The organism is Neisseria sp. Marseille-Q2251, from assembly GCF_940793045.1.
GTDB lineage: Bacteria > Pseudomonadota > Gammaproteobacteria > Burkholderiales > Neisseriaceae > Neisseria.
Window position 1 is genome coordinate 1 of sequence record NZ_CALNWV010000032.1, and the last position, 22,029, is coordinate 22,029.

Genomic DNA, 22,029 nt, shown 5'->3' on the forward strand with positions numbered 1-22,029 from the left:
GTCCGTAGCGCGTGTGAAGTGAACAATGCAGTCAGGTTGTCAGCAGCACGAACCCACCGAAGCGAGTTGGTAGAACATCACTAACCGCCGTAGGAATCTCCTTGCTTTAGCAAGGGGAGGATGTCAATGATAAGCAAACTTAAATAGGGAGATTTGGAAGCATTAGATTGCGATGTGGGTGGGTTTTTAATATTTTCATTTGTTTTTAAGGGACTGGGGCATGGTTGGATAATGTGCTGAATCTGTTTCTTTTACGTTTGTCGGCGCGGAGGATGGGTTAGGGATAAAGAATAAAGGAGGCGGATTGTATAGTGGATTAACTTTAAACCAGTACGGCGTTACCTCACCTTGCCGTACTATCTGTACTGTCTGCGGCTTCGTCGCCTTGTCCTGATTTAAATTTAATCCACTATAAACGGCTTGATGGTGGAATCCCAATATATTGAATATGGAATTGATATGTTGATTTTAATGGGATTTTTAGCTTATCGGCTTGATGGGGAGTTAAATATAAACCGGCATGGTTTTATGTTGTACAAACCTGAAGAAAGCGATTGTTTAGTGTGAAAAACATCTAAACAATCGCTTTCATGTTATAGGCACTCTTTTTAGGTTTCTGATTGAAATTGAATCTATGATGACTCATCCGACAAAAGTTTTCCTGTTTGAATACGCGTAGCACACTTATTGGGCGGTAAAGGTCGTCTGAAAAGTCTGTCCGCCTATGGTGATGTCGGCGATGTAGTCGCGCCTGCCTTCGACGCAGGCGGGCAGGTGGATTTGGCGCGCTTGCCAAGTGTGCGGGGATTGCTGTTCGAGCATGTAGCGGTTGAAGCCCATGTCCATATCTTTCATGCTGAAGCTGATGCTGACTTGTTGTGTTTCGGCAGGGGCGTTTTCGATGGTGATGTCGAAGGCGGAACGGGTGCTGATGGGGGTGGAGCGGACGTGTGAGCCGTCGGGCAGGGTGCAGCCTTTGATGAGGTCGCACTCGGCGGTGCGGGCTTGGGGCTGTTGTTTCTGCCACCAGTCCAGCAGCAGGAGTTTGGCGGCGGCGAAGAGGATGAGGAGGACGCCTGCGAGGAGGAGTTTGCGGTTTTTGTCCATTTCAGACGATCTCGGTATCGTTGTCGGTCAGGACGGTGTGTGCGCCTGTCGAGAGCCAGCGGTCGCGGTAGTTTGAAACCAGTGTTTCGGGCGCGGCGACAATCAGCGGAATGGATACGCCTTGTTCCAATATTTCAAGCACTTGTCGTGCGCTTGCGTCGTCGTTGACTTGCCAAACGACGACGTCGGCATCTTGCACGCGCAGCCATTGTTCGCGGGTGTGTATTGATACCCAAACGCTTTGGGCTTGGGGGAGTTTGCCGAGCTTGCGCAGTTCGGTTTCTGAGATGAGGATGTTGGTGTGGTGCGGTTCGGCAAGGGAGTAGGGTGCGATGTGGTATTCGACGGTGCTGTTTTGTCCGTGCAAACCGGTTTTCAGACGACCTTGAAGCTGGCGGGGGACGGAGAGGGCGCGCAGCAGCGGACCGTTGGCGGGTAGCATGGGGGCGACGTTGAAATCGCCGGCTTTCTGCCACGACCATGCCTGTCCTTCGCGGGATTGGGGTTCGCCCGTCCATTGGTCGGGGTTTACCCATAGGAATTTCAGACAGACGCGGGCGTGTTCGTAGGAATGGATTTTGGTCAGCCAAGGCGTGGCGGCGAGGATGCGGATGCCGAGTTCTTCTTCAAACTCGCGTTGCAGGGCTTGGAAGTCGGTTTCGCCCGCTTCGACTTTGCCGCCGGCCAATTCCCAATATCCGGCATAGGGTTTGCCTTCTGGGCGGGAACTGAGCAGGTAGTCGCCGTCTTGGTTGAGCAGGATGCCGGCAACGACGCGGATAAGGGGGCGGGTGTCTTGGGTCATGGGAATGGGGAGAAAGGTCGTCTGAAAATTCGGAAAGGTCGGATTTGGGAATCCTACCTGCCGATGGATATTGTCTTATTTTTCGGCAATGACGAATGCCAACACGGTGTCTTCTTCGTCGCTCATGCTGAGGCTGACGTGGCTGATGCCTTGTTCTTCCAGCCATTTGGACAGGGCGGGGGCGTAGAAGAATTCGGGTTTGCCCAATGCGTCATGCCCGACACCGATATTGCGGAAGGAAACCGCGCCGCGTATGCCCGTGCCGACGGCTTTGGCGAAGGCTTCTTTGGCGGCAAAGCGTTTGGCAAGGTAGTTGACGGGTTTGCCCGCTTGCGGGAATTCGAGCAGCTCTTCGGGCGTGAGGATGCGTTCGGCAAACGCTTGTCCGAACTTTTTGCTCAGGCGGATGATGCGTTTGAGGGAAACGATGTCTGTGCCTATGCCGTAAATCATGCGGTGGTCTCCTTGTTGAGAGAAGGTCGTCTGAAAAGGTGGGTGTCGCCTATCAAGGCAGCAGTCTTGCCCTGAACATGGTTTCCTTCATCTGGCGGACGGCTTCGGGCAGGCCGAGGAAGAGGGCTTGGGCAATCAGCGAATGTCCGATGTTCAACTCGCGGATGGCGAGGATTTGGGCGATGGGGGTAACGTTGTGTATGGTCAGGCCGTGTCCGGCGTTGACAACCAAGCCCAAATCGCTGGCAAAATGCGCGCCGTTTTGCAGACGCTCGAATTGTTTGATTTGTTCGGCGTGGCTGTGTGCGTCGGCGTATGCGCCGGTGTGCAGCTCGATAACGGGCGCGCCGACATCATAGGCGGCTTGGATTTGATTGTTGTCGGCATCGATAAAGAGCGAGACGCGGATGCCTGCGTCGGTCAGGATTTTGGTGAACTCGGCGATTTTTTCCTGTTGCGCCAATACGTCCAAACCGCCTTCGGTCGTGATTTCCTGACGTTTTTCAGGCACGATGCACACGTCTTGCGGCATGACTTTGAGTGCGTTTTCCAGCATTTCTTCAGTCAGCGCCATTTCAAGGTTCAGGCGTGTGCGGATGGCGTTTTTGACGGCGAACACGTCCGCGTCTTTGATGTGGCGGCGGTCTTCGCGCAGGTGCATGGTAATCAAATCCGCACCGTGCGTTTCCGCGACCAATGCCGCTTCCACAGGGCTGGGATAGGTCGTACCGCGGGCGTTGCGGACGGTAGCGATGTGGTCGATGTTTACACCTAAGAGCATGATGTATCCTTTCTTTGGATTTTCAGACGACCTGCCGATGAAAAAGGTCGTCTGAAAAAGTTAAACGCCGAAACTGAATTGCTGGAGTTGTTGCAAAACCTGTCTGGATTTAATGCCTTCGGGCAGGAGGTTGTCAATCAGCAGGCGCGTGATTTTTAAAGATTGCCCGAGGCTTTCGGGGTGGGTGAAATCGCCCTCGCGCAGCTGGATTAAGATGTCGCCGCCGACTGCCACGCCATGATTGCGCGGATTGAATCGTTCGGCTTCTTCGATGGGGACGACCGCGTTTTCAGGCGTCAGCCAGTAGGTTTCTTCGGCGCTGATTGCTTCGCCGTTGCCATCGTGGAACAAATCGGGCGCGAATCCCAAGCGGTTGAGTAAAGTCCATTCAAAGCGTCGCAGCGCGGCGGTATGGCCACTTTCGCCGCATACCGCCCGCATCACCGCTTCCAGCGCGTCGTAAAGCTCAGGTATCGGGTCTTCGCGGGTTGTCAGCTTGAGCATCAGTTCGTTGATATATAAGCCGCTGAACAAAGCCCTGCCTTGCGGCTGCGGCCAGCCGCCTATCCACTCTGCGCGGTGCAGCGTTTTCAATTCTTGCGAGCCGTACCAAGAGGCACTGACCGGCACAAACGGGACCAACACACCGCGCAACTCACTCTGCCGCTTGCGCGCACTTCTCGCCAGCAAAGCCACGCGCCCGTAACGGCGGCTGAACACCTCCACCCACAAACTGCTCTCGCGCCAAGGGGCGGAAGCAAGCAGGAAGACGGGTTCGTGGTTGATGCGCTGGTTGGTCATGGGCAGTGGGTCGGGAGTGTGGAAGGAGTGGGTTATGGTGTGGTGCATTTTACCAAAGTGGGTAGGAGGTCGTCTGAAAATATTTTTGTTGTTTAGAATGCTTTGAATATCAAGAGGGAAAGGGTAAGGCAAAATCAATCGATGGGTCTGGTCGATTTGTATAGTGGATTAACTTTAAACCAGTACGGCGTTGCCTCGCCTTAGCTCAAAGAGAACGATTCTCTAAGGTGCTGAAGCACCAAGTGAATCGGTTCCGTACTATCTGTACTGTCTGCGGCTTCGTCGCCTTGTCCTGATTTTTGTTAATCCACTATATCTTTCTTTTAGGATGGCGAACGGCTGCAAAAAAAACGCACCTTGTTTAAGGGTGCGTTTTTGACGGGATATCAATAGCGTTCTTGAACAAATCAGAATTTGGCGCCTGATTGGTTTGCCATGTAGTCGACCGCTGCTTTGACTTCATCGTCGCTCAGACCGGCGTTGCCGCCTTTTGCAGGCATGGCGTTGAAGCCTTCGAGAGCGTGTTTGTGCAGGGTTTCTTTACCTTGTTTGATACGCGAAGCCCATTCGTCTTTTTTACCTATGCCGGGAATGCCGGGGACTGCGCCGCCGTGACATGCCTGACAGGTTGCTTCGAAAACTTTTTTACCGTCTGCGCCGGAAGCTGCAGGAGCGGCTGCGCCTTTGTCTTCGGCTTTAGGTGCATCGGCTGCGGGGGCGGAGCCGGCAGCGGACGGTGCAGAGGCGGCTGCATTGCCTGAAGCGGCTTGATCGGCAGGTGCTGCGGCATCCGGATCAGGGAAGGTACCGCCGCTCTTGTTCGCCATGTAAGTGATGACGCGTTTGAGTTCTTGGTCGGTCAAATCGGCTGCGCCGCCTTTTGCAGGCATGGCGTTAAAGCCGTTCAGAGCGTGTTGGAAAAGGGTATCGAAGCCTTGCGCGATACGGGAAGCCCATTCGCCGTTGTTTTCGATTTTTGGCGCGTTGGGGACGGATTTGTCTGCGCCGTGACACTGGATACAGATTTTGTTGAAAATCTGATCGCCTTTGCGTTCGCCTACCGGAATGCCGTCTCCCAAGGTAAGCTGTCCTACGGGCTGGATGCGGGTTTGGGTAGCGGTTTCGGAAGATTGGGCAACGTCTGCATACGAGCCGCTGCCCGCCAATTTGATGAGGAAGTAAATGACTGCAATGGCAATAACGATACCGCTCACAAGGGTAAACAATGCAGAGCCTTGGGCTTTGGAGTCGCGGAGTTGTTTCATTTGGTAGGCCTCGCCGTTAGGTTAGGTTGTGCTTTGAGTTATAGTTTGGTGTGTTAAACGCAGTTAACAATATTTTGCTGGATTATACTGAATTCACAAGGGCTTTCCAATCGCTCTTGTGGAAAATATACGCAAAGGCGGCGGTTTTTTGCCGTCTGTTAAGGGGTGGGTTGTGTATGTTGTTGATTATTTTATGAGATTTTTCTTCAAATTTGTCTTGTTTGCGCCATCCTGCATAATAGGCTTTGCCAACAGGCGGGATTTGCGTTAATCTTACGCCTTCTTCGCACCCATAGCTCAGTTGGAAGAGTGTCAGTTTCCGAAGCTGGAGGTCACAGGTTCGATCCCTGTTGGGTGCGCCAATTATAGAGAGGCCGTCTGAAAGATGAAAATTTTTCGGGCGGCCTTTTGACTTACTTCAAATAAAACTACATCAGGTTTCAGACGACCTTTTACTTTTTGCGCTTTATTTCAGCACTTCGGCAAACGCATCGGCAACATAGGCGATATTCAATGCGTTCAGCCCGGCGACACACATCCTGCCCGAATCCAGCAGGTAAACGGCAAATTCGTCGCGCAGCCTGCGGACTTGTTCCACGCTCAATCCTGTGTAGCTGAACATGCCGCGCTGTTTGATGAAATAAGTGAAATCGCGGTCAGGGATTTGGACGGTCAATACGTCGTAAAGTTTCTGCCGCATGGCGCGGATGCGGTCGCGCATGACATAAACTTCGTTTTGCCACAAGGCGTAAAGTTCCGGGCTGTTCATCACATCGGCGGCGATATAGGCGCCATGTGCGGGCGGGCTGGAGTAGATGCGGCGGACGGTGAATTTGAGCTGTCCGAACACCAATTCCGCTTCTTCTTTATTCGGGCAAACCACGCTCAAACCGCCGACGCGCTCGCCATAGAGCGACAGGTTTTTTGAGAATGAATTGCTGACGAACAGCGGCAATTCCATTTCCACCGCTTTGCGGATGGCGTAGGCATCGCTGTCCAAATCGCCGCCGAAGCCTTGGTAGGCGATGTCCATAAACGGAATCAGTTTGCGCGTTTTGATGATTTGCAACACTTCGTCCCATTGCTGTTCCGACATATCCACGCCGGTCGGGTTGTGGCAGCAGGGGTGTAGGATTAGGACGCTGTGTTCGGGCAGGGTGTTGAAAAACGCGGTCATTTCGTCGAATTTGACGCCGACAGTGGCAGGATCGTAATAAGGATAAGTGCCGACCTCGAAACCTGAGCCTTCAAAAATGCCGCGGTGGTTGTCCCAAGTCGGGTCGCTGACGTAGGCGCGCGCTGCGGGAAACCAGCGGTGCAGGAAATCCGCTCCGACTTTGAGCGCACCCGAGCCGCCCAAGGTTTGTACGGTAACGATGCGTCCTTGCGCAAGCGCGGGGTTGTCTTTGCCGAACAATAAATGCTGCACGGCGCTGCGGTAAGTGTTCAAACCTTCCATAGGCAGGTAGGGCGACGGCGAAGGCGTGGCGGCGCGGGCGGTCTCGGCGCGGCTCACGGATTCCAATACGGGCATTTTGCCTTCGTCGTCGAAATAAATGCCTATGCTTAAATTGACTTTTTCAGGACGCGGGTCGTTTTTGAAGGTTTCGACCAAACTCAAAATCGGATCGCCGGGATAGTATTCGACGTGTCGGTACATGATGCTTCCTTTGTCAGGCGGATTAGGACGGTAAACCTGATTTTGGCATTAAACGGCAGGATTTGTAAAACGTGGTCGTCTGAAAGCTGCATGATGTTTTCAGACGACCTATAATTTCGTCTTCATTATTTTACGGAACAACATCATGACCACGCGCATCTGGCAGGCAGGCAGGTTTGAAATCGGTTTGGACAAGCCGAAAATCATGGGTATCGTCAACCTGACGCCCGATTCTTTTTCCGACGGCGGCGTATATTCGCAAAACGCCCAAACAGCCTTGGCACACGCCGAACAGCTTCTAAAGGAGGGCGCGGACATTCTCGACATCGGCGGCGAATCGACGCGGCCGGGTGCGGATTATGTTTCGCCTGAAGAAGAATGGGCGCGGGTTAAGCCTGTATTGGCGGAAGTGGCGGGGTGGGGCGTTCCCGTCAGTTTGGACACGCGCCGCACGGTGATTATGGAAAAAGCGTTGGCGCTCGGCGGCGTCGATATTATTAATGATATAGCGGCGTTGACCGACGAGGGCGCGGTCGAATTGCTGGCGCGTCAGGTGGATACGGGCATTTGCCTGATGCACATGCAGGGTTTGCCCGAAAACATGCAGATTAATCCGAAATATCAAGATGTTGTCGGCGAAGTGGCGCGGTATTTGAAAGAGAGGGCGGCGGAATGTATCGCGGCAGGTATCGCCCCGCAACGCATCGCGCTCGATCCAGGTTTCGGCTTCGGCAAAACCTTGCAACACAATATCGCGCTGATGCGGCATTTGCCCGAATTGATGACGGAAACGGGTTTCCCGCTGCTGATTGGCGTGTCGCGCAAACGCATGATAGGCGAGCTGACCGGCGAGGCAAATGCGGCGGAACGCGTACACGGCAGCGTGGCGGCGGCGTTGGCTTCCGTAGCGCGCGGCGCGCAAATCGTGCGGGTGCATGATGTGAAGGCGACGGCGGATGCGTTGAAGGTGTGGGACGCTTTAGGGATTGCCGGCATTTAATAGCTTCTGTTTTGGAAGCAAAAAAACACTTTGAAAATGAAATGTCGACAGCCTCTGAAATATAGTGGATTAAATTTAAATCAGGACAAGGCGACGAAGCCGCAGACAGTACAGATAGTACGGCAAGGCGAGGCAACGCCGTACTGGTTTAAATTTAATCCACTATAGTGATAAAGAGGTCGTCTGAAAACAAGTTTGGCGGTTTCAGACGACCTGTTTGTTTAATCCGGTTAACTTGTTCCGTATTTTGATAAAATAAGAAACTATACCGCTCAGGCGCAATCTAATGACGCTAAACATAAATCCCAACAGTTTTGCATAAAACCCCCTATACTGCCCGTTATGACATTTACGGGTAACCCCATTCTAAAAAACATCCTCACGGAGCAAACTCATGGCAAAAAAATATTTCGGCACGGACGGCGTGCGCGGCGAAGTCGGTCAATTTCCGATTACTCCCGATTTCGTATTGAAACTCGGTTATGCGGCGGGGCAGGTATTGGTGCAGCATGACGGCGGGCAGAAGCCGACCGTCCTGATCGGCAAAGACACGCGTATTTCCGGCTATATGCTCGAAGCCGCGCTGGTGGCGGGTTTTACCGCCGCAGGTGTCAACGTCATCCAAACCGGCCCGCTGCCTACGCCGGGTGTGGCTTATCTGACCCGTGCGCTGCGTTTGTCCGCTGGTGTGATGATTTCCGCATCGCACAACGTCTATTCTGACAACGGCATCAAATTCTTTGCCGAAGGCGGCGTGAAACTGAGCGATGAAATCGAGTTGGAAATCGAAGCCAAAATCGACGAGGAAATGAAAACCCAGCCGTCCGCCCGTCTCGGACGCGCGCGCCGTATCAACGGCGCGGACGACCGCTACATCGAATTCTGCAAATCCACCTTCCCCAGCCATTTGGATTTGCGCGGCCTGAAATTGGTGGTCGATACCGCGCATGGCGCAGGCTATGACGTTGCGCCCAAAGTGTTCCACGAACTTGGCGCACAAGTTGTCAGCATCGGCGACGAACCCAACGGCTACAATATCAACGAAAAATGCGGCGCAACCCATCCCAAAGCCTTGCAGGCTGCCGTATTGCAAAACGAAGCCGACTACGGCATCGCGTTGGACGGGGATGGCGACCGCCTGATGATGGTCGACCGCAACGGTAAAGTGTACGACGGCGACAGCCTGATTTACGTCATCGCCAAAGCCCGCGCCCGAGAAGGTATCAACATCGGCGGCGTGGTCGGTACGGTCATGACCAATATGGCGATGGAAATTGCCCTGAAAGAGCAGGGCGTCGATTTCTGCCGCGCCAAAGTCGGCGACCGCTATGTGTTGGAACAGCTGAACCAACGCGGCTGGCTCATCGGCGGCGAAGCCAGCGGCCATATTTTGTGTATGGACAAACACAATACCGGCGACGGCATCATCTCCGCGCTACAAGTTTTGGCGGCACTGCAAATCCTGAACCAAGACCTCGCCACCGTTTGCGCCGATTGGCAGCCGTATCCGCAAACCATGATCAACGTGCGCATCCAAAAAGGTCAGAAATGGCAGGAAGCCTCGAAAGACGTGTTGGCAGAAGTGGAAAAAGAACTCGAAGGCAAAGGCCGAGTCGTGTTGCGCGCATCGGGTACCGAACCGGTCGTGCGCGTCATGGTAGAAGCGCGTCAGGCGGACTGGGCGAAAAAAGGCGCGGAACGCATCGCAGCAGCCATCACCGGTAAGCAGTAATACCGTCGAAAAATCAATAGGTTTTTAGCAAACCTTGGAACTGCCGTCGTTTCCACGCAAGCGGGAACGGTGGTACAGTGGATTAATTTTGAATCAGGGCAAGGTGGGGGAACGCCATGCCGGTTTAAGGTTAATCCACTGTGTTTTTTAGGATTCGAGGTCGTCTGAAAAGCATCAAACAATATTGCTGACGCCTATTTTCATAACCTGCCTTGTTATTTCTTTCAGACGACCCTATCTTTGGTAAAATACAACATTCAGTTCAAATGAATTTCCCCTCCACATTACAACCGACGGATACGCCATGTTTGCCTTTTTAGAAGCCCTTTTTTCCCATTACGGCTATGCGGCCGTGTTTTTCGTTTTGGTCATTTGCGGCTTTGGCGTACCGATTCCCGAAGATTTGACGCTGGTGACAGGCGGCGTGATTTCCGGCTTGGGTTACACCAATTCGCATTGGATGGTTGTCGTCGGTATGCTCGGCGTGTTGGCAGGCGACGGATTTATGTTTGTCGCCGGACGTGTGTGGGGGCAGAAAATCCTCAAGTTCAAACCGATTGCCCGCGTGATGACGCCGAAGCGTTACGCGCAGGTGCAGGAAAAATTCGACAAATACGGCAACTGGGTATTGTTCGTCGCCCGTTTTCTGCCCGGCTTGCGTACCGCCGTTTTCGTGACCGCAGGTATCAGCCGCAAAGTTTCCTATACCCGTTTCATTCTGATGGACGGACTTGCCGCATTGATTTCCGTACCGGTGTGGATTTATTTGGGTGAATACGGCGCGAACAACATCGATTGGCTGATGGCAAAAATGCACAGCCTGCAATCCGGCATCTTCGTTGTTTTGGGCGTAGGCGCAGTCATCCTCGCTTGGTTCTGGTGGAAAAAACGCCAACGCCTGCTGTTTTACCGTACCAAATTGAGCGAAAAGCGGGCGGAGCGCAAAGCCGCCAAGGCAGCCAAAAAAGCCGCGCAAAGCGAACAATAAAATCAAGCACCCTGAAAAGTCTGCCGATATTCAATAGTTTCCGTGTTTTTTATTCCCAAAGCGGTATCTCATGCGTTAGAAATTCTCGCAAGGTCTCTGACCTTGTTGCGGTTTCCGTCCTGAGTCTCACGCTTCGTGAATATAGTGGATTAAATTTAAATCAGGACAAGGCGACGAAGCCTCAGACAGTACAAATAGTACGGCAAGGCGAGGCAACGCCGTACTGGTTTAAATTTAATCCACTATAAAAATCCACTTGGGAAATTAAATATCGACAGCCCTTGGGTGCTTTTTTATTTCAAGGTCGTCTGAAAACCGTCCGCGCCGTCAAATTGCCAGCCAGCCTGAAATATAGTTAAATAAGCCGCATCATTATTTTCAGACGACCCGATGATGTCCATGAAACAAAAAATCTTCGTCCTCTACACAGGCGGCACCATAGGCATGACCCAAAGCAGCGAAGGTCTGCGCCCCGATACCGCGCTGGTCAGCCAAGCCCTTTCCCCTTTTTCAGACGACCTCGACTTCGAGTGGCACGTCTGCAATCCCTTGATTGACTCCTCATCCGTCACGCTGCAACACTGGCGCGACTGGCTGGACATCATCGCCGCCCAACTGCCTTCCTGCGACGGCATCCTGATACTGCACGGCACGGACAGCATGGCGTACACCGCCAACCTCCTTGCGCTCGCCCTGCAAGGCTTGGGCAAACCGATCGTCCTGACCGGTTCCCAATGGCCTTACGCCGCCGAAAACAGCGATGCCCCGCGCAACCTCTCCACCGCCGTCGCCGCCTTCAGCCTCAAGCTCAAACAAACCGTTATCGCCTTTGACGGCAAACTGTATCCCGCCGTCGGCAGCAGCAAAGTCAGCACTGAAACCGCCGCAGGTTTTGACAATCCGCATTTCGGCGCCATCGCCGAATGGGACGAAACCCAAGGCTGGCACAATATCTGCGTCCCGTCCCAAGATGCGGCGGATGTTTCAGACGACCTCAAAATCCGCTATCCCGACCCGCAGGCAAAAATCGCCGTCCGCACGCTTATCCCCGGCTTTGCCGTCCAAGAACTTGCGGACGAACTCGGACAGCTTCCCGCCCAAGCCCTTATCCTGCAAAGCTACGGACACGGCAACACCCCAGCAGACGAAGGCTTCATCCGCGCCGTCCGAGACTTTACGCAGCAAGGAAAACTGCTGCTCAACATCAGCCAAGTCCGACAAGGCAGAACCGCCGCCGTTTACGCGCAAGGCAATGCGTTCCGCAACTCGGGCATCATCAACGGCGGAAAATGCAACCTCGAAACCGCCACCGCGCTCATGACCCTCGCTGTATCGCAAGGCTGGGGCGCGGAAGATGTTCACAAAGAATTGGTAAGACTAAAATTAGTGTGAAATCGATGAACCTCACCGACACCCATTGTCATCTCGCCGATCCCGCCTTGCGCGAAAACCTGCCGCACGTTTTGACCGCCGCGCGGGAGGTAGGAGTAGGGCGGTTTATCGTTCCCGCGACCCGGCCGCAGGATTGGCAGGACGTGGCGGATTTGGCGCAAAGGTCGTCTGAAAACCCGCTTTGGGGCAACATCCATATCGCGCTCGGCATCCATCCTTGGTTTTCAGACGACGTTTCCGAACTGGATTTCCAGCGTTTGGAACAAACATTGCAAGCGCGTCCGACGGCATGGGTCGGCGAAATCGGTTTGGATTTTTACGACAAAACCCAAACGCCGCAGCAGCGCGAACGGCAAATCCAAGTCTTCAGCCGCCAACTTGAAATCGCGCAAACCCTGCGCCGCCGCGTGATTATCCATAATCTCAAAGCTACCGCCGACATCGCCGCCGCCGTCAAGCAGACAGGCTTTGCCCAAGGCGGGATTGTCCATGCTTTCTCCGGCAGCGCGGAAGAAGCGCGCGTGTTGACGAAACTGGGTTTCAAAATCGGCATCGGTTCGTTGTTGCTCAACCCGAACGCCCGCAAAATACGCGAAACCCTCAAAACCCTGAATGACACCGATTTTGTCTTGGAAACCGACAGCCCGTTTATGCTGAAAAACGAAATCAACACACCCGCCAACATCCGCCAAATTGCCGCCATTGCCGCTGAAATTCACGGAGTTGCCGTTGAAGAGATAGCCGAAGCGACCGAGCGGAATGTGGAAATGTTGCTGGCAGCAGAAAAGGTCGTCTGAAAACATTCCATCTTATCGGAATCCTGTTTTCAGACGACCTTGGGTTGTATGGGAAGCCATAGCAGTTTTGCGCACTGCTGTGGCTTTTTATTTTGCCTTGCCCTCCAAATATTCCGACAATCCGCGCTCGCGCAACACGCAGCTTGGGCATTCGTGGCAGCCGCCGACGATGCCGTTGTAACAGGTGTGGGTCTGCTCGCGGATGTAGTCCAGCGCGCCCATTTCGTCCGCCAGCGCCCAAGTTTGCGCTTTGGTCAGGTACATCAGCGGGGTGTGGATTTGGAAGGCGTAGTCCATCGCCAGATTGAGGGTAACATTCATGGATTTGACGAACACGTCGCGGCAGTCGGGGTAGCCGGAGAAGTCGGTTTCGCAAACGCCCGCGATGATGTGCCTGATGCCCTGTCCTTTGGCGTAGATGGCGGCGTAGAGCAGAAAAAGGGCGTTGCGTCCATCCACGAAGGTATTGGGCAGGCCGTCTGAAGCGGTTTCGATGGTGGCGGTGTCGTTCATCAGGGCGTTGTGCGTAATCTGCTGCATCAGGCTCAAGTCGAGTACGGTTTGTTTGACACCCAAATCCTGCGCGATCCAGCGGGCGCGTTCCAGCTCGACGGCGTGGCGTTGTCCGTATTGGAAGGTGATGGCTTGGACGTTTTCGCGCCCGTAGGTTTGAATCGCCTGAATCAGGCAGGTGGTGGAATCTTGACCGCCGGAGAAGATGACCAAGGCTTGTTGGTTTTGCATGGTGAATCCTAGTTTTGGTAACGCGGGAGGTTTGCGAACCGCGTGGTGGGAAAGTTGACGGATTATAACGGATTTCGTCTATAATCGCGGCACTTCGTTTTTTTCATACGGCATAATAATGAGCATCTACGCCCTTAAACCCAAATTTCAAAACATGCTGCGCCCGCTGGTGCGCCGGCTTTATAACCGCGGTGTTACCGCCAATCAGGTTACGCTGGCGGCTTGCGCAGTGTCGGTCGCAGTCGGACTGCTGCTGTCGCTCGGCGCGCAGGTTCCTGCTTTGTTTTGGCTGTTGCCCGTGTGGCTGTTTGTCCGTATGGCGTTGAACGCGGTGGACGGCATGCTGGCGCGCGAGTTCGGTCAGCAGTCGGCATTGGGCGGCTATCTGAACGAAATCACCGATGTTGCCGCCGATGCCGCGCTGTATCTGCCTTTTGCCTTTATCGCCCCGTTTGACGGCGCACAAATCGGCCTGTTTGTCTGGCTTGCGGCGATGACGGAATTTTGCGGCGTGTTGGGGCAGGTACACGGCAACGGGCGACGTTATGACGGGCCGTTCGGCAAGAGCGACCGTGCGTTCTTCATCGGCGTACTGGCGGTGTGGTATGCGGTGGCAGGCAGCTTCCATACGGTTTTCTACGTCCTCATGTGGCTGGCTTGCGCGGCATTGGTTTACACCTGCTATAAACGCGTCGTCAACGGCTTAAAGGTCGTCTGAAACGTATTTCCCCATCTTTTACTCACTTTATAAAACGAAAATATCATGCAAAAAACTTCGCACACCATCCCTTTACTGCTCGCGGTTTTCATTGCCGCACTCATTGTTTGGTCGGGCATTAACCCCTCCGACCGCGCCGTTTGGTACGCCGAAATTATTCCTGTTTCGATCGTATTTATCGCGCTCGTTGCCACCTACCGCCTCTTCCGTTTCAGCAATCTGGCTTATGTATTCATGAGCTTCTGGCTGATTATGCACACCATCGGCTCGCACTACACCTTCGCCGATGTGCCCTTCGATTGGGCAAACCGCCTGCTTGCGCCGTTTTTAGGCGAAGGGCGCAACCATTTCGACCGCGTCGGACACTACATCATCGGCTTCTACGCCTATCCGATGGCGGAATGGTTGTTGCGCCGAAAACTCTGCCGTCCCGCGCTTGCCCTGTTTTTCTCTTTGTTCTTCATCATGAGCGTGGCGGCGGCTTACGAAATCATCGAATGGCAGTATGCGGTGATTGACGGCGGCGAGGCGGGGCTGGAAGTACTCGGTTCGCAAGGCGATATTTGGGATGCACAAAAAGACATGCTCGCCGATACGCTGGGCGCAGTGACTTCGCTGGTGGTGTTTATGTTTACACGACCGGACAAGCGGTTGAACTCAAGCCGATAGCCCTTGGGCAATAGCAAAAAGGTCGGCGGATTCGCATTTGAAGTGCAACTTTCCATAACAGAAAAAGGCCAGTATGCGGTAGCATACGGCCTTTCCTGCAAGAAAGATTGCCATGAGCTACACACAACTGACCCTAGACGAACGCTACCACATCCAATACCTGTCCCGCCACTGCACCGTCACCGAAATCGCCAAACAGCTTAACCGCCACAAAAGCACCATCAGTCGCGAAATCAGACGGCACCATACCCAAGGACAGCAATACAGCGCCGAAAAAGCCCAGCGGCAAAGCCGGACTATCAAACAGCGTAAGCGACAACCCTATAAGCTCGATTCGCAGCTCATTCAACACATCGACACCCTTATCCGCCGCAAACTCAGTCCCGAACAAGTATGCGCCTACCTGCGCAAACACCACGGGATCACACTCCATCACAGCACCGTTTACCGCTACCTCCGCCAAGACAAAAGCAACGGCGGCACTTTGTGGCAACACCTCAGAATATGCAGCAAACCCTACCGCAAACGCTACGGCAGCACATGGACCAGAGGCAAAGTGCCCGACCGTGTCGGCATAGAAAACCGACCCGCCATCGTCGACCAAAAAGCCCGCATCGGCGATTGGGAGGCCGACACCATCATCGGCAAAGATCAGAAAAGCGCATTACTGACCTTGGTCGAACGCGTTACCCGCTACACCATCATCTGCAAATTGGACAGCCTCAAAGCCGAAGACACTGCCCAGGCAGCCATTAGGGTATTAAAGGCACATAAAGCCAGAGTCCACACCATCACCATGGATAACGGCAAAGAGTTCTACCAGCACACCAAAATAGCCAAAGCATTAGCAGCGAAAACCTATTTTTGCCGCCTCTACCATTCTTGGGAGAAAGGGCTGAATGAGAACACCAACGGACTCATCCGACAATATTTCCCCAAACAAACCGATTTCCGCAACATCAGTGATCGGGAGATACGCAGGGTTCAAGATGAGTTGAACCACCGGCCAAGAAAAACACTTGGCTACGAAACGCCAAGTGTTTTATTCTTGAATCTGTTCAAACCGCTGATACACTAGTGTTGCACTTGAAATCCGAATCCAAGGTCGTCTGAAACCATGAGATTCGGTTTCAGACGACCTTTCTTTTGCAGCTGCTTCCCAGTCCGCGGCTTTCGATTTGTCCTTTCGCGGAAGGATACCAATCAAAACGAGGCAATGCCGTATCGGTTTGGATGGGGAAGGTTATTCGCCGGCAAAAAAAGGTCGTCTGAAACCTTAAACCTCAGTTGAACTGGCCCCCAAATCTTGGACACTCATAAAAGCCTATTCAGGCGCTCTGTGCAAGCTGGGTTCTGTATGCGACAGGACTCAGCTTTTTCAATTTCAAACTGCAACGCTCCCGGTTGTAGTAATCCATATAGTCATCTATCTGTTTCATCAATTCGTCCACCGTCAATTCACCTGCGTTATAGAAACACTCTGTCTTCAACACCGCAAAGAAGCTTTCCATCGGTGCATTGTCCCAACAATTCGCCTTTCGCGACATGCTTTGAACCATGGAATGTTGGGCAAGCAATTCCCTATATCCCGACGTACGGTACAGCACACCTTGGTCCGAATGAAGCATCGTTCCTTCGCCGGTCAGACGGGGGGCGGCTTTTTCGAGCATTTCCTTCACCATTTCGCTGTTAGCATTGCGGCTCATGGCGTAGGCGATGATTTCCCGGTTGAACAAGTCCAAGATCGGCGAGAGGTACAGTTTGCCGTCGCTCCCTTTGAGTTCGGTCACGTCGGTCAGCCATTTTTCGTTGGGTTTTTCGGCTTTGAACCGGCGTTTGAGGAGGTGTTCCGATATTTCGCCCATGGCGGGATGGCGGTAGGCTTTTTTCGCCCGTATTTTGGCTTTCAGTTCCAACTGCTTCATCAACCGCGCCACTTTTTTGCGGTTCCAATCCAATGCTGCGGCAATGCGCCTTTGCCCGTATCGTCCTTTATGTCGCCGGTAGGTTTCGACAAGGAGGGCTTTGTCGGCTTCATCGGGGTCGGGGCGGTCTTGGTGGTGGTAGTAAAAGCTGCTTTTGGGCAGGTTTGCGATATGCAGCAGGTATTTGAGCGGGTGTTGCGCCCTCAGTGCTTGGACGGTTTGGCTTTGTCCTTTTCGGTCTGCTTTTGGCTGAGGGCTTTTAACTCCTTTAGGTAGGCAACCTCTGCGCGCATATAGCACAACTCTTCGATAAGCTCTGCCTGTGTTTTTTCGTGGTCGGGTTTGTCGGCGATGAAGGGGTTTTTGCGGTGTTCGGTCATGGTTTTGGATTGTGGATGTTCGAGTGCGCCGATACCGCCTTCTTGATAGGCGCGTATCCATCGTCTCAGGTGGGTTCGGGAAATGCCGTAGTGGTCTGCGGTACGCTGTTGGCTGCGTATATGCAGGTAGTGGAGTACGGCTTGGTATTTGAAGTGTAATGTATATTTGCTCATAAAAAAACTGCACCTTGTGAGTTGGAGGGGATGTGTCCAACTTTTGGGGTGCAGTTCACAGTTTCAGACGACCTTTAATCAGCTTTAAAACTACTGTTTACCGAACTGGCTGTAATCCACCACCATGTACTTGGCAGTAATTTTCTGCGAGGCGTTGCCTTCGTCACCCATCACAATCATCTGCGGCTTGCCGTTGACCGTAATCGAATCGACGGCTTCGACGTTGGTGATGTGTTGCAGGTTGGGTAGTGAGATTTTTTGCGGTTCGTCGGTCGGGTTGCCGCTCCAAGTCCACAGTTGCGAGAATTTCTGACCGTTTTCGTCCTTCACTTCGTTGGCGATAACGTAGTTTTTCAACACCGGGTCGTAGTTGATAGAACGGATACCGCCGCCGTCGATGTCGAGGATGGCGACTTCGTCAAACTCAGGCTTGGCGTTGCGCTCGAACACGTCTTTCGGGTTGCTGATGAATGCCACTAGTGCCATATTGTTGAACTCAGGATCGCGGAAGCCCAAGACAAGGCGTTTCTTCACAGGGTCGAATGCCATACCTTCAATATTGATTTCTTCGAAGGAAACTTCGGCTTTGGTGCGTTCGCGGATAAGGTCGTGCAGCTTCTTATCAGTTTCCAAGACCTGTGTCAGATTATCGTAGCTGGTCAGTCCCAACACATTGCCATCTTGGATTTTAAAGCGCATCAGGTGTTCGCGGTCGGGCGAGCGGTTACCTTTGCGGGTGCGCGAGTGGGAAGTGAGTGCGTAGATAAAGCCTTCATCGTCGCGTGCCAATGCTTCCAAGTCGCTCAGGCGGCGTTTGAAGCCGGTTATCACGCGCGTATCCAAGGCTTCGTCTTCGATAAATCTGCCTGACGGATCGATGCTGACGATGCTGAACGCGTGGTTCGGTTCGTCTTCGGCAATCAGCAGTTTGCCGTCGGGAAGCTGTTGCACGGCGGAAGGCTCGTACACGCCGTTGAACATATTAATACCCAAAGAGCGCAGCTCTGCCGCATTGTTGGCAGGTTGGGTCAGCAGTGAAGGCAGCGTCTTCACGCCGATAAACGCCGCCAGCGAAGCCAAAAGCCCCCAACGGAATACGGCATAAGACAAGTTGATGTATTTGAACTGTTTGTCCGCCAGCAGGCCCAGCCAGTAAAGATGATCGCTCATCTTTTGATAGACTTGTTTGCGGTCGCCCATAATCTCCTGCATCATTTCCCAATATTGCTCTTTTTGCACCTTCACACGGTCTTCGTAAATCAGGATATTGGGCTGGCTGCCGCTGAAAAAGCGCGTTTGGGTGCTGCTGAGGCGGGTTTTCAAATCACGCAGTTTGGCGCGGCCGCGGAATAAATCCTTAACCCAAGTACGAGCTGCCTGCATTTTGCCGATACGTTCGGGCGAAGCGGACAGAAGCGCGAACACGATGGACGCGGCGGCGGTAATCATAAACGTACTCGCCGGAATCAGAAATTCAGGCGATGATGAGAAAATAAACGCTCCCGAAATCATCAATGCAGACACGATGAAACCATTCAGCGAAATCATAATATTCGCCTTGGTTGCCGCCAGCGCGAGCAACTCCATCTCTGAGCGAACGGCATTGCGGAACATGGTTTCCACGCCTTTGTTCGTACCCAAAAGATCGGAAGGCTGCACATCAGCGGCTTGTTTTTTCTTCTTCGCCTTGTCTTTTTTGTCTTTCTTTTTCTTTTTGGGCTTTTCAGACGACGTCTCAACGCCTTCAAAGATGATGTTATCCGTCACGGCCTCTTCGGCATTGCTGTTTTGTTGATGGTCTGCCGTTTCAGACTCCGAAGCTTCTTCAACTTTTAAAGTTTCTTCAGCTTTCACGGCTTCTTCAATGTTTACAGCTTCTTCAGTTTTTAAGGTTTCTTTAGCTTTATCAAACGCTTCTTCTGAGTCTTCCCAAACTTCGGAAACAGGCTGCGGCGCATCGGGGTCGGGGCGTTCGAAAGGTTTCTCCCAGTTAGAAACCGTATTTTGCGGTTCTTGCCCTTTTTTATTTTTATCGTGGAAATCCATGTTTATCCTCCGTTTGAGTAAATCAATTTAAATGGAAAGGGAAAAGCGTTTTTTAGTTCCTCTGATTCGGGGAATTTACACAACGTCATACATTATCGATAAAAACATTACACTTCTTGGGATAATCATGTTTGTAATGATGAAGTCGGCAATCCAAGTTCCCCTTCAACAAAAACTGCCGCCAAACGGGCAGTTTGCGGCAGTTGTAACGCATCGTTTATCAGTAGTCGATACGCTCTTTGATGATTCTCAAGTCGGGGTAAGACAATTTGATGTCGTATTCGCGTCCGCCTTTGTAGGCTTCTACGTCCAGTACAGGTCTGCCGCGATAGTCGTCGGCGTCGATGTCGTGAACGCGATAGCCGCGTTGCTCAAGCATTCTGATGGCTTTAGTACGGTTTTGTTCAAAATTTCTGTCGCTGTAAATTTGGTGTTCGATGTAATCGTTGGCACCTGCGACAGCAGCGGATAAGGCGACGATGGCGGTCAATAATAATTTTTTCATGTTCGACTTCCTTTCGAAATGTGTCATTGGGGTTTTGATGGGTGTATTTAAACACGGCAAAATTAGCAGTCATTTAGCACTTCGTTAAACGTAGTAAAGGTCGTCTGAAACATTTCAGACGACCTTTTGTTGTTTCTTTCCGTCATCTCATTTGTCCGTTTATCAGATAACGATTGCATAAATTTAATATGTCATGATACCGTTCGAAAATATGACTATCAGGAGTTTTTATGCCCGAACAGCAAAAATATTTTTCCACACAAGACGGCACGTCACTTTTCTACCGCTATCGCCCCGCCGCCGACGGCTCTTCCGATAAAGCCATCGTACTATTCCACCGCGGCCACGAGCATTCCGGCCGGATGATGTTTGTTGCCGACGAACTTGGTTTCGACGATTTTGCCTATTTCGCATGGGACGCGCGCGGTCATGGCCACAGCCCCGGCGAACGCGGCGACAGCCCCAGTATCGGTACCTCCGTTGCCGATGTGGACGACTTTATCCGCCACATCCAAAGCGAATATGGCATCAAGCCCGAAAACATCTGCGTGATCGCGCAAAGCGTCGGCGCGGTATTGGTTTCTACTTGGCTGCACGACTACGCGCCGAAAATCCGCTGCGCCGTATTGGCATCGCCCGCATTCAAAGTCAAACTCTACGTTCCCTTCGCCCGCACCGGCTTGAAAATCATGCAGAAATGGCGCGGCAATTTCTTTGTCAACAGTTACGTCAAAGCCCATTACCTGACCCACAACCAAGAACGCCAAACCAGCTACGACAACGATTCGCTGATTACCCGCGCCATTTCCGTGCGCATCCTGCTCGGTTTGTATGAAGCTGCCGAGCGTGTCGTCGCCGATGCGCAGGCAATTACCACGCCCTTGCAGCTTTTGATTTCCGGCAGCGACTGGGTGGTTCATCACAAACCGCAACACGATTTCTACAACCGCTTGGGCAGCCGCATCAAAGAACGTCATGTTCTGGATGGTTTCTATCACGATACCTTAGGCGAGCAAAACCGCGAAATCGCCTTCGTCGAAATGCGCCGCTTTATCCGTGAACGTTTCAATCAGCCTTTATATCAAGTCGATTTGACCCAAGCCCACCTGCACGGCGAAAGCCGTCGCGAAGCCGACGAATTGGCAACGCCTTTGTCTATTTGTTCGCCGCGCGGCGCATTTTGGGCGGTTTACCGAGCTTCCCTCGACCTCGGCGCGCGCTGGAGCGAAGGTTTGAAAATCGGCAAGGAAACCGGCTACGACTCCGGCAGCACGCTGGATTATGTGTACCGCAACCAGCCGCAGGGCAGCAACGCCTTTGGTGTGGCGGTGGACAAACACTATCTCAACGCCATCGGCTGGCGCGGTATCCGCCAACGCAAAATCAATATCGGCAAAGCGATTCAGACGGCCTCTGCCAAGCTGCGTGAAGCGGGCAAACCGGTACACGTTCTCGATATTGCCTCGGGACACGGCCGCTATGTGCTCGACGCGCTGACGGCCGACACGCTGCCCGATTCCGTGCGTTTGCGCGATTACAGCCCGATTAACGTCGAAGCCGGCCGCAAACTGATTGCTGAACGCGGTCTGCAAGACACGGTTACCTTCGACGAAGTCAATGCCTACGGCCGCGCCAACTATCAGGATTTGCAGCCTCGTCCTACGCTGGGCATCGTTTCCGGACTGCACGAATTGTTTGCCGACAACGATTTGATTTTGAACTCGCTCTACGGCTTCGGCGATGCGATTGAAACGGGCGGCTACCTGATTTACACCGGACAGCCGTGGCATCCGCAGCTCGAAATGATTGCGCGCGCACTGACCAGCCACAAAGCAGGCAGCCCGAACTGGGTAATGCGCCGCCGCAGCCAGCAGGAAATGGATCAACTTGTAGAAAAAGCCGGTTTTGAAAAAATCCATCAGTGGATAGACGAAGACGGCATCTTTACCGTAAGTCTGGCTGTGAAGAAATAAAAAGAGGAGTTTACAAAAGACCGCCGTTTCGCGCGTAGGGGACAAGTTTTAGATTGCTGCGTGTGTGAAATGACGGTTGCAGATGTGCAACAATTTTTGATTTTTGACCGGCAA

21 protein-coding genes, 1 tRNA gene and 1 pseudogene are annotated in these 22,029 nt (G+C 52.9%); 10 read left to right on the forward strand and 13 right to left on the reverse strand.

The genetic code is table 11. The annotated features are described in order from the left end of the window. Positions 1 to 306: 306 nt before the first annotated feature. From AAG834_RS10180 to AAG834_RS10210, 7 genes and pseudogenes are all read right to left on the reverse strand, one after another. Positions 307 to 414: pseudogene (locus AAG834_RS10180) on the reverse strand (IS5/IS1182 family transposase); the annotation flags it as partial. A 270-nt stretch (positions 415 to 684) separates the two neighbouring features. Further along, complete coding sequence (locus tag AAG834_RS10185; protein ID WP_342032051.1) at positions 685 to 1,107, reverse strand: hypothetical protein; 423 nt, start codon at positions 1,105 to 1,107, stop codon at positions 685 to 687. A gap of 1 nt (position 1,108) precedes the next feature. Beyond that, the gene (locus AAG834_RS10190) at positions 1,109 to 1,912 is read right to left on the reverse strand and encodes an NUDIX domain-containing protein (RefSeq protein ID WP_342032052.1); all 804 of its coding nucleotides are present in this window, start codon (positions 1,910 to 1,912) and stop codon (positions 1,109 to 1,111) included. A gap of 75 nt (positions 1,913 to 1,987) precedes the next feature. Further along, on the reverse strand, positions 1,988 to 2,365 hold the full coding sequence (gene acpS, locus AAG834_RS10195) for a holo-ACP synthase (protein WP_342032053.1): 378 nt from the start codon (positions 2,363 to 2,365) through the stop codon (positions 1,988 to 1,990). 52 nt (positions 2,366 to 2,417) lie between these two features. Then, positions 2,418 to 3,146, reverse strand: coding sequence for a pyridoxine 5'-phosphate synthase (gene pdxJ, locus AAG834_RS10200; RefSeq protein WP_342032054.1), 729 nt, complete (start codon positions 3,144 to 3,146; stop codon positions 2,418 to 2,420). Positions 3,147 to 3,206: 60 nt separating this feature from the next. After that, a complete protein-coding gene (gene recO / locus AAG834_RS10205) occupies positions 3,207 to 3,947 on the reverse strand; it encodes a DNA repair protein RecO (RefSeq protein ID WP_342032072.1) in 741 nt (246 codons plus the stop codon). Between the two features lie 407 nt (positions 3,948 to 4,354). Continuing rightward, a complete protein-coding gene (locus AAG834_RS10210) occupies positions 4,355 to 5,212 on the reverse strand; it encodes a c-type cytochrome (protein WP_342032055.1) in 858 nt (285 codons plus the stop codon). Between the two features lie 286 nt (positions 5,213 to 5,498). On the opposite strand from AAG834_RS10210, the gene AAG834_RS10215 reads away from it, so the two are divergent. Further along, positions 5,499 to 5,574 (forward strand) — tRNA-Arg (locus AAG834_RS10215). A gap of 104 nt (positions 5,575 to 5,678) precedes the next feature. Here AAG834_RS10215 and AAG834_RS10220 read toward each other — a convergent pair. Further along, positions 5,679 to 6,872 (reverse strand): amino acid aminotransferase, encoded by a 1,194-nt coding sequence (locus tag AAG834_RS10220; protein ID WP_342032056.1) that lies wholly within the window; start codon positions 6,870 to 6,872, stop codon positions 5,679 to 5,681. Between the two features lie 145 nt (positions 6,873 to 7,017). On the opposite strand from AAG834_RS10220, the gene folP reads away from it, so the two are divergent. From folP to AAG834_RS10245, 5 genes are all read left to right on the forward strand, one after another. Further along, the gene (gene folP, locus AAG834_RS10225) at positions 7,018 to 7,872 is read left to right on the forward strand and encodes a dihydropteroate synthase (protein ID WP_342032057.1); all 855 of its coding nucleotides are present in this window, start codon (positions 7,018 to 7,020) and stop codon (positions 7,870 to 7,872) included. 394 nt (positions 7,873 to 8,266) lie between these two features. Then, positions 8,267 to 9,604 (forward strand): phosphoglucosamine mutase, encoded by a 1,338-nt coding sequence (gene glmM / locus AAG834_RS10230; RefSeq protein WP_003743468.1) that lies wholly within the window; start codon positions 8,267 to 8,269, stop codon positions 9,602 to 9,604. Between the two features lie 304 nt (positions 9,605 to 9,908). After that, positions 9,909 to 10,592, forward strand: a complete 684-nt coding sequence (locus AAG834_RS10235) for a DedA family protein (protein WP_342032058.1) — start codon at positions 9,909 to 9,911, stop codon at positions 10,590 to 10,592. A gap of 399 nt (positions 10,593 to 10,991) precedes the next feature. Beyond that, positions 10,992 to 11,984: an asparaginase gene (locus tag AAG834_RS10240; RefSeq protein WP_342032059.1), complete on the forward strand. Its 993-nt coding sequence runs from the start codon at positions 10,992 to 10,994 to the stop codon at positions 11,982 to 11,984. Positions 11,985 to 11,989: 5 nt separating this feature from the next. Next, positions 11,990 to 12,781 carry a TatD family hydrolase gene (locus tag AAG834_RS10245; protein ID WP_342032073.1) on the forward strand — a complete coding sequence of 264 codons (792 nt, stop codon included), beginning with the start codon at positions 11,990 to 11,992 and terminating at the stop codon, positions 12,779 to 12,781. An 87-nt stretch (positions 12,782 to 12,868) separates the two neighbouring features. On the opposite strand, the gene queC is transcribed toward AAG834_RS10245, so the two are convergent. Then, on the reverse strand, positions 12,869 to 13,525 hold the full coding sequence (gene queC, locus AAG834_RS10250) for a 7-cyano-7-deazaguanine synthase QueC (protein ID WP_342032060.1): 657 nt from the start codon (positions 13,523 to 13,525) through the stop codon (positions 12,869 to 12,871). 118 nt (positions 13,526 to 13,643) lie between these two features. On the opposite strand from queC, the gene AAG834_RS10255 reads away from it, so the two are divergent. The 3 genes from AAG834_RS10255 (at position 13,644) to AAG834_RS10265 (ending at position 15,990) form a co-directional block, all read left to right on the forward strand. Continuing rightward, positions 13,644 to 14,243, forward strand: a complete 600-nt coding sequence (locus AAG834_RS10255; protein WP_342032061.1) for a CDP-alcohol phosphatidyltransferase family protein — start codon at positions 13,644 to 13,646, stop codon at positions 14,241 to 14,243. A gap of 45 nt (positions 14,244 to 14,288) precedes the next feature. Then, the gene (locus AAG834_RS10260) at positions 14,289 to 14,912 is read left to right on the forward strand and encodes a DUF2238 domain-containing protein (RefSeq protein ID WP_342032062.1); all 624 of its coding nucleotides are present in this window, start codon (positions 14,289 to 14,291) and stop codon (positions 14,910 to 14,912) included. A 112-nt stretch (positions 14,913 to 15,024) separates the two neighbouring features. Further along, complete coding sequence (locus AAG834_RS10265) at positions 15,025 to 15,990, forward strand: IS30 family transposase (protein WP_342032063.1); 966 nt, start codon at positions 15,025 to 15,027, stop codon at positions 15,988 to 15,990. 250 nt (positions 15,991 to 16,240) lie between these two features. Here AAG834_RS10265 and AAG834_RS10270 read toward each other — a convergent pair whose 3' ends face one another. The 4 genes from AAG834_RS10270 to AAG834_RS10285 form a co-directional block, all read right to left on the reverse strand. Then, positions 16,241 to 17,137 (reverse strand): IS3 family transposase, encoded by an 897-nt coding sequence (locus AAG834_RS10270; protein ID WP_342032064.1) that lies wholly within the window; start codon positions 17,135 to 17,137, stop codon positions 16,241 to 16,243. After that, a complete protein-coding gene (locus AAG834_RS10275) occupies positions 17,041 to 17,391 on the reverse strand; it encodes a helix-turn-helix domain-containing protein (RefSeq protein WP_234396225.1) in 351 nt (116 codons plus the stop codon). The genes AAG834_RS10270 and AAG834_RS10275 overlap by 97 nt, the downstream gene beginning before the upstream one ends. A gap of 90 nt (positions 17,392 to 17,481) precedes the next feature. Then, positions 17,482 to 19,437, reverse strand: a complete 1,956-nt coding sequence (locus AAG834_RS10280; RefSeq protein WP_342032065.1) for a Pycsar system effector family protein — start codon at positions 19,435 to 19,437, stop codon at positions 17,482 to 17,484. Positions 19,438 to 19,657: 220 nt separating this feature from the next. Further along, on the reverse strand, positions 19,658 to 19,942 hold the full coding sequence (locus AAG834_RS10285; protein WP_049230090.1) for a PepSY domain-containing protein: 285 nt from the start codon (positions 19,940 to 19,942) through the stop codon (positions 19,658 to 19,660). Between the two features lie 230 nt (positions 19,943 to 20,172). On the opposite strand from AAG834_RS10285, the gene AAG834_RS10290 reads away from it, so the two are divergent. Then, positions 20,173 to 21,915, forward strand: a complete 1,743-nt coding sequence (locus tag AAG834_RS10290; RefSeq protein ID WP_049230091.1) for an alpha/beta fold hydrolase — start codon at positions 20,173 to 20,175, stop codon at positions 21,913 to 21,915. Positions 21,916 to 22,029: the final 114 nt, after the last annotated feature.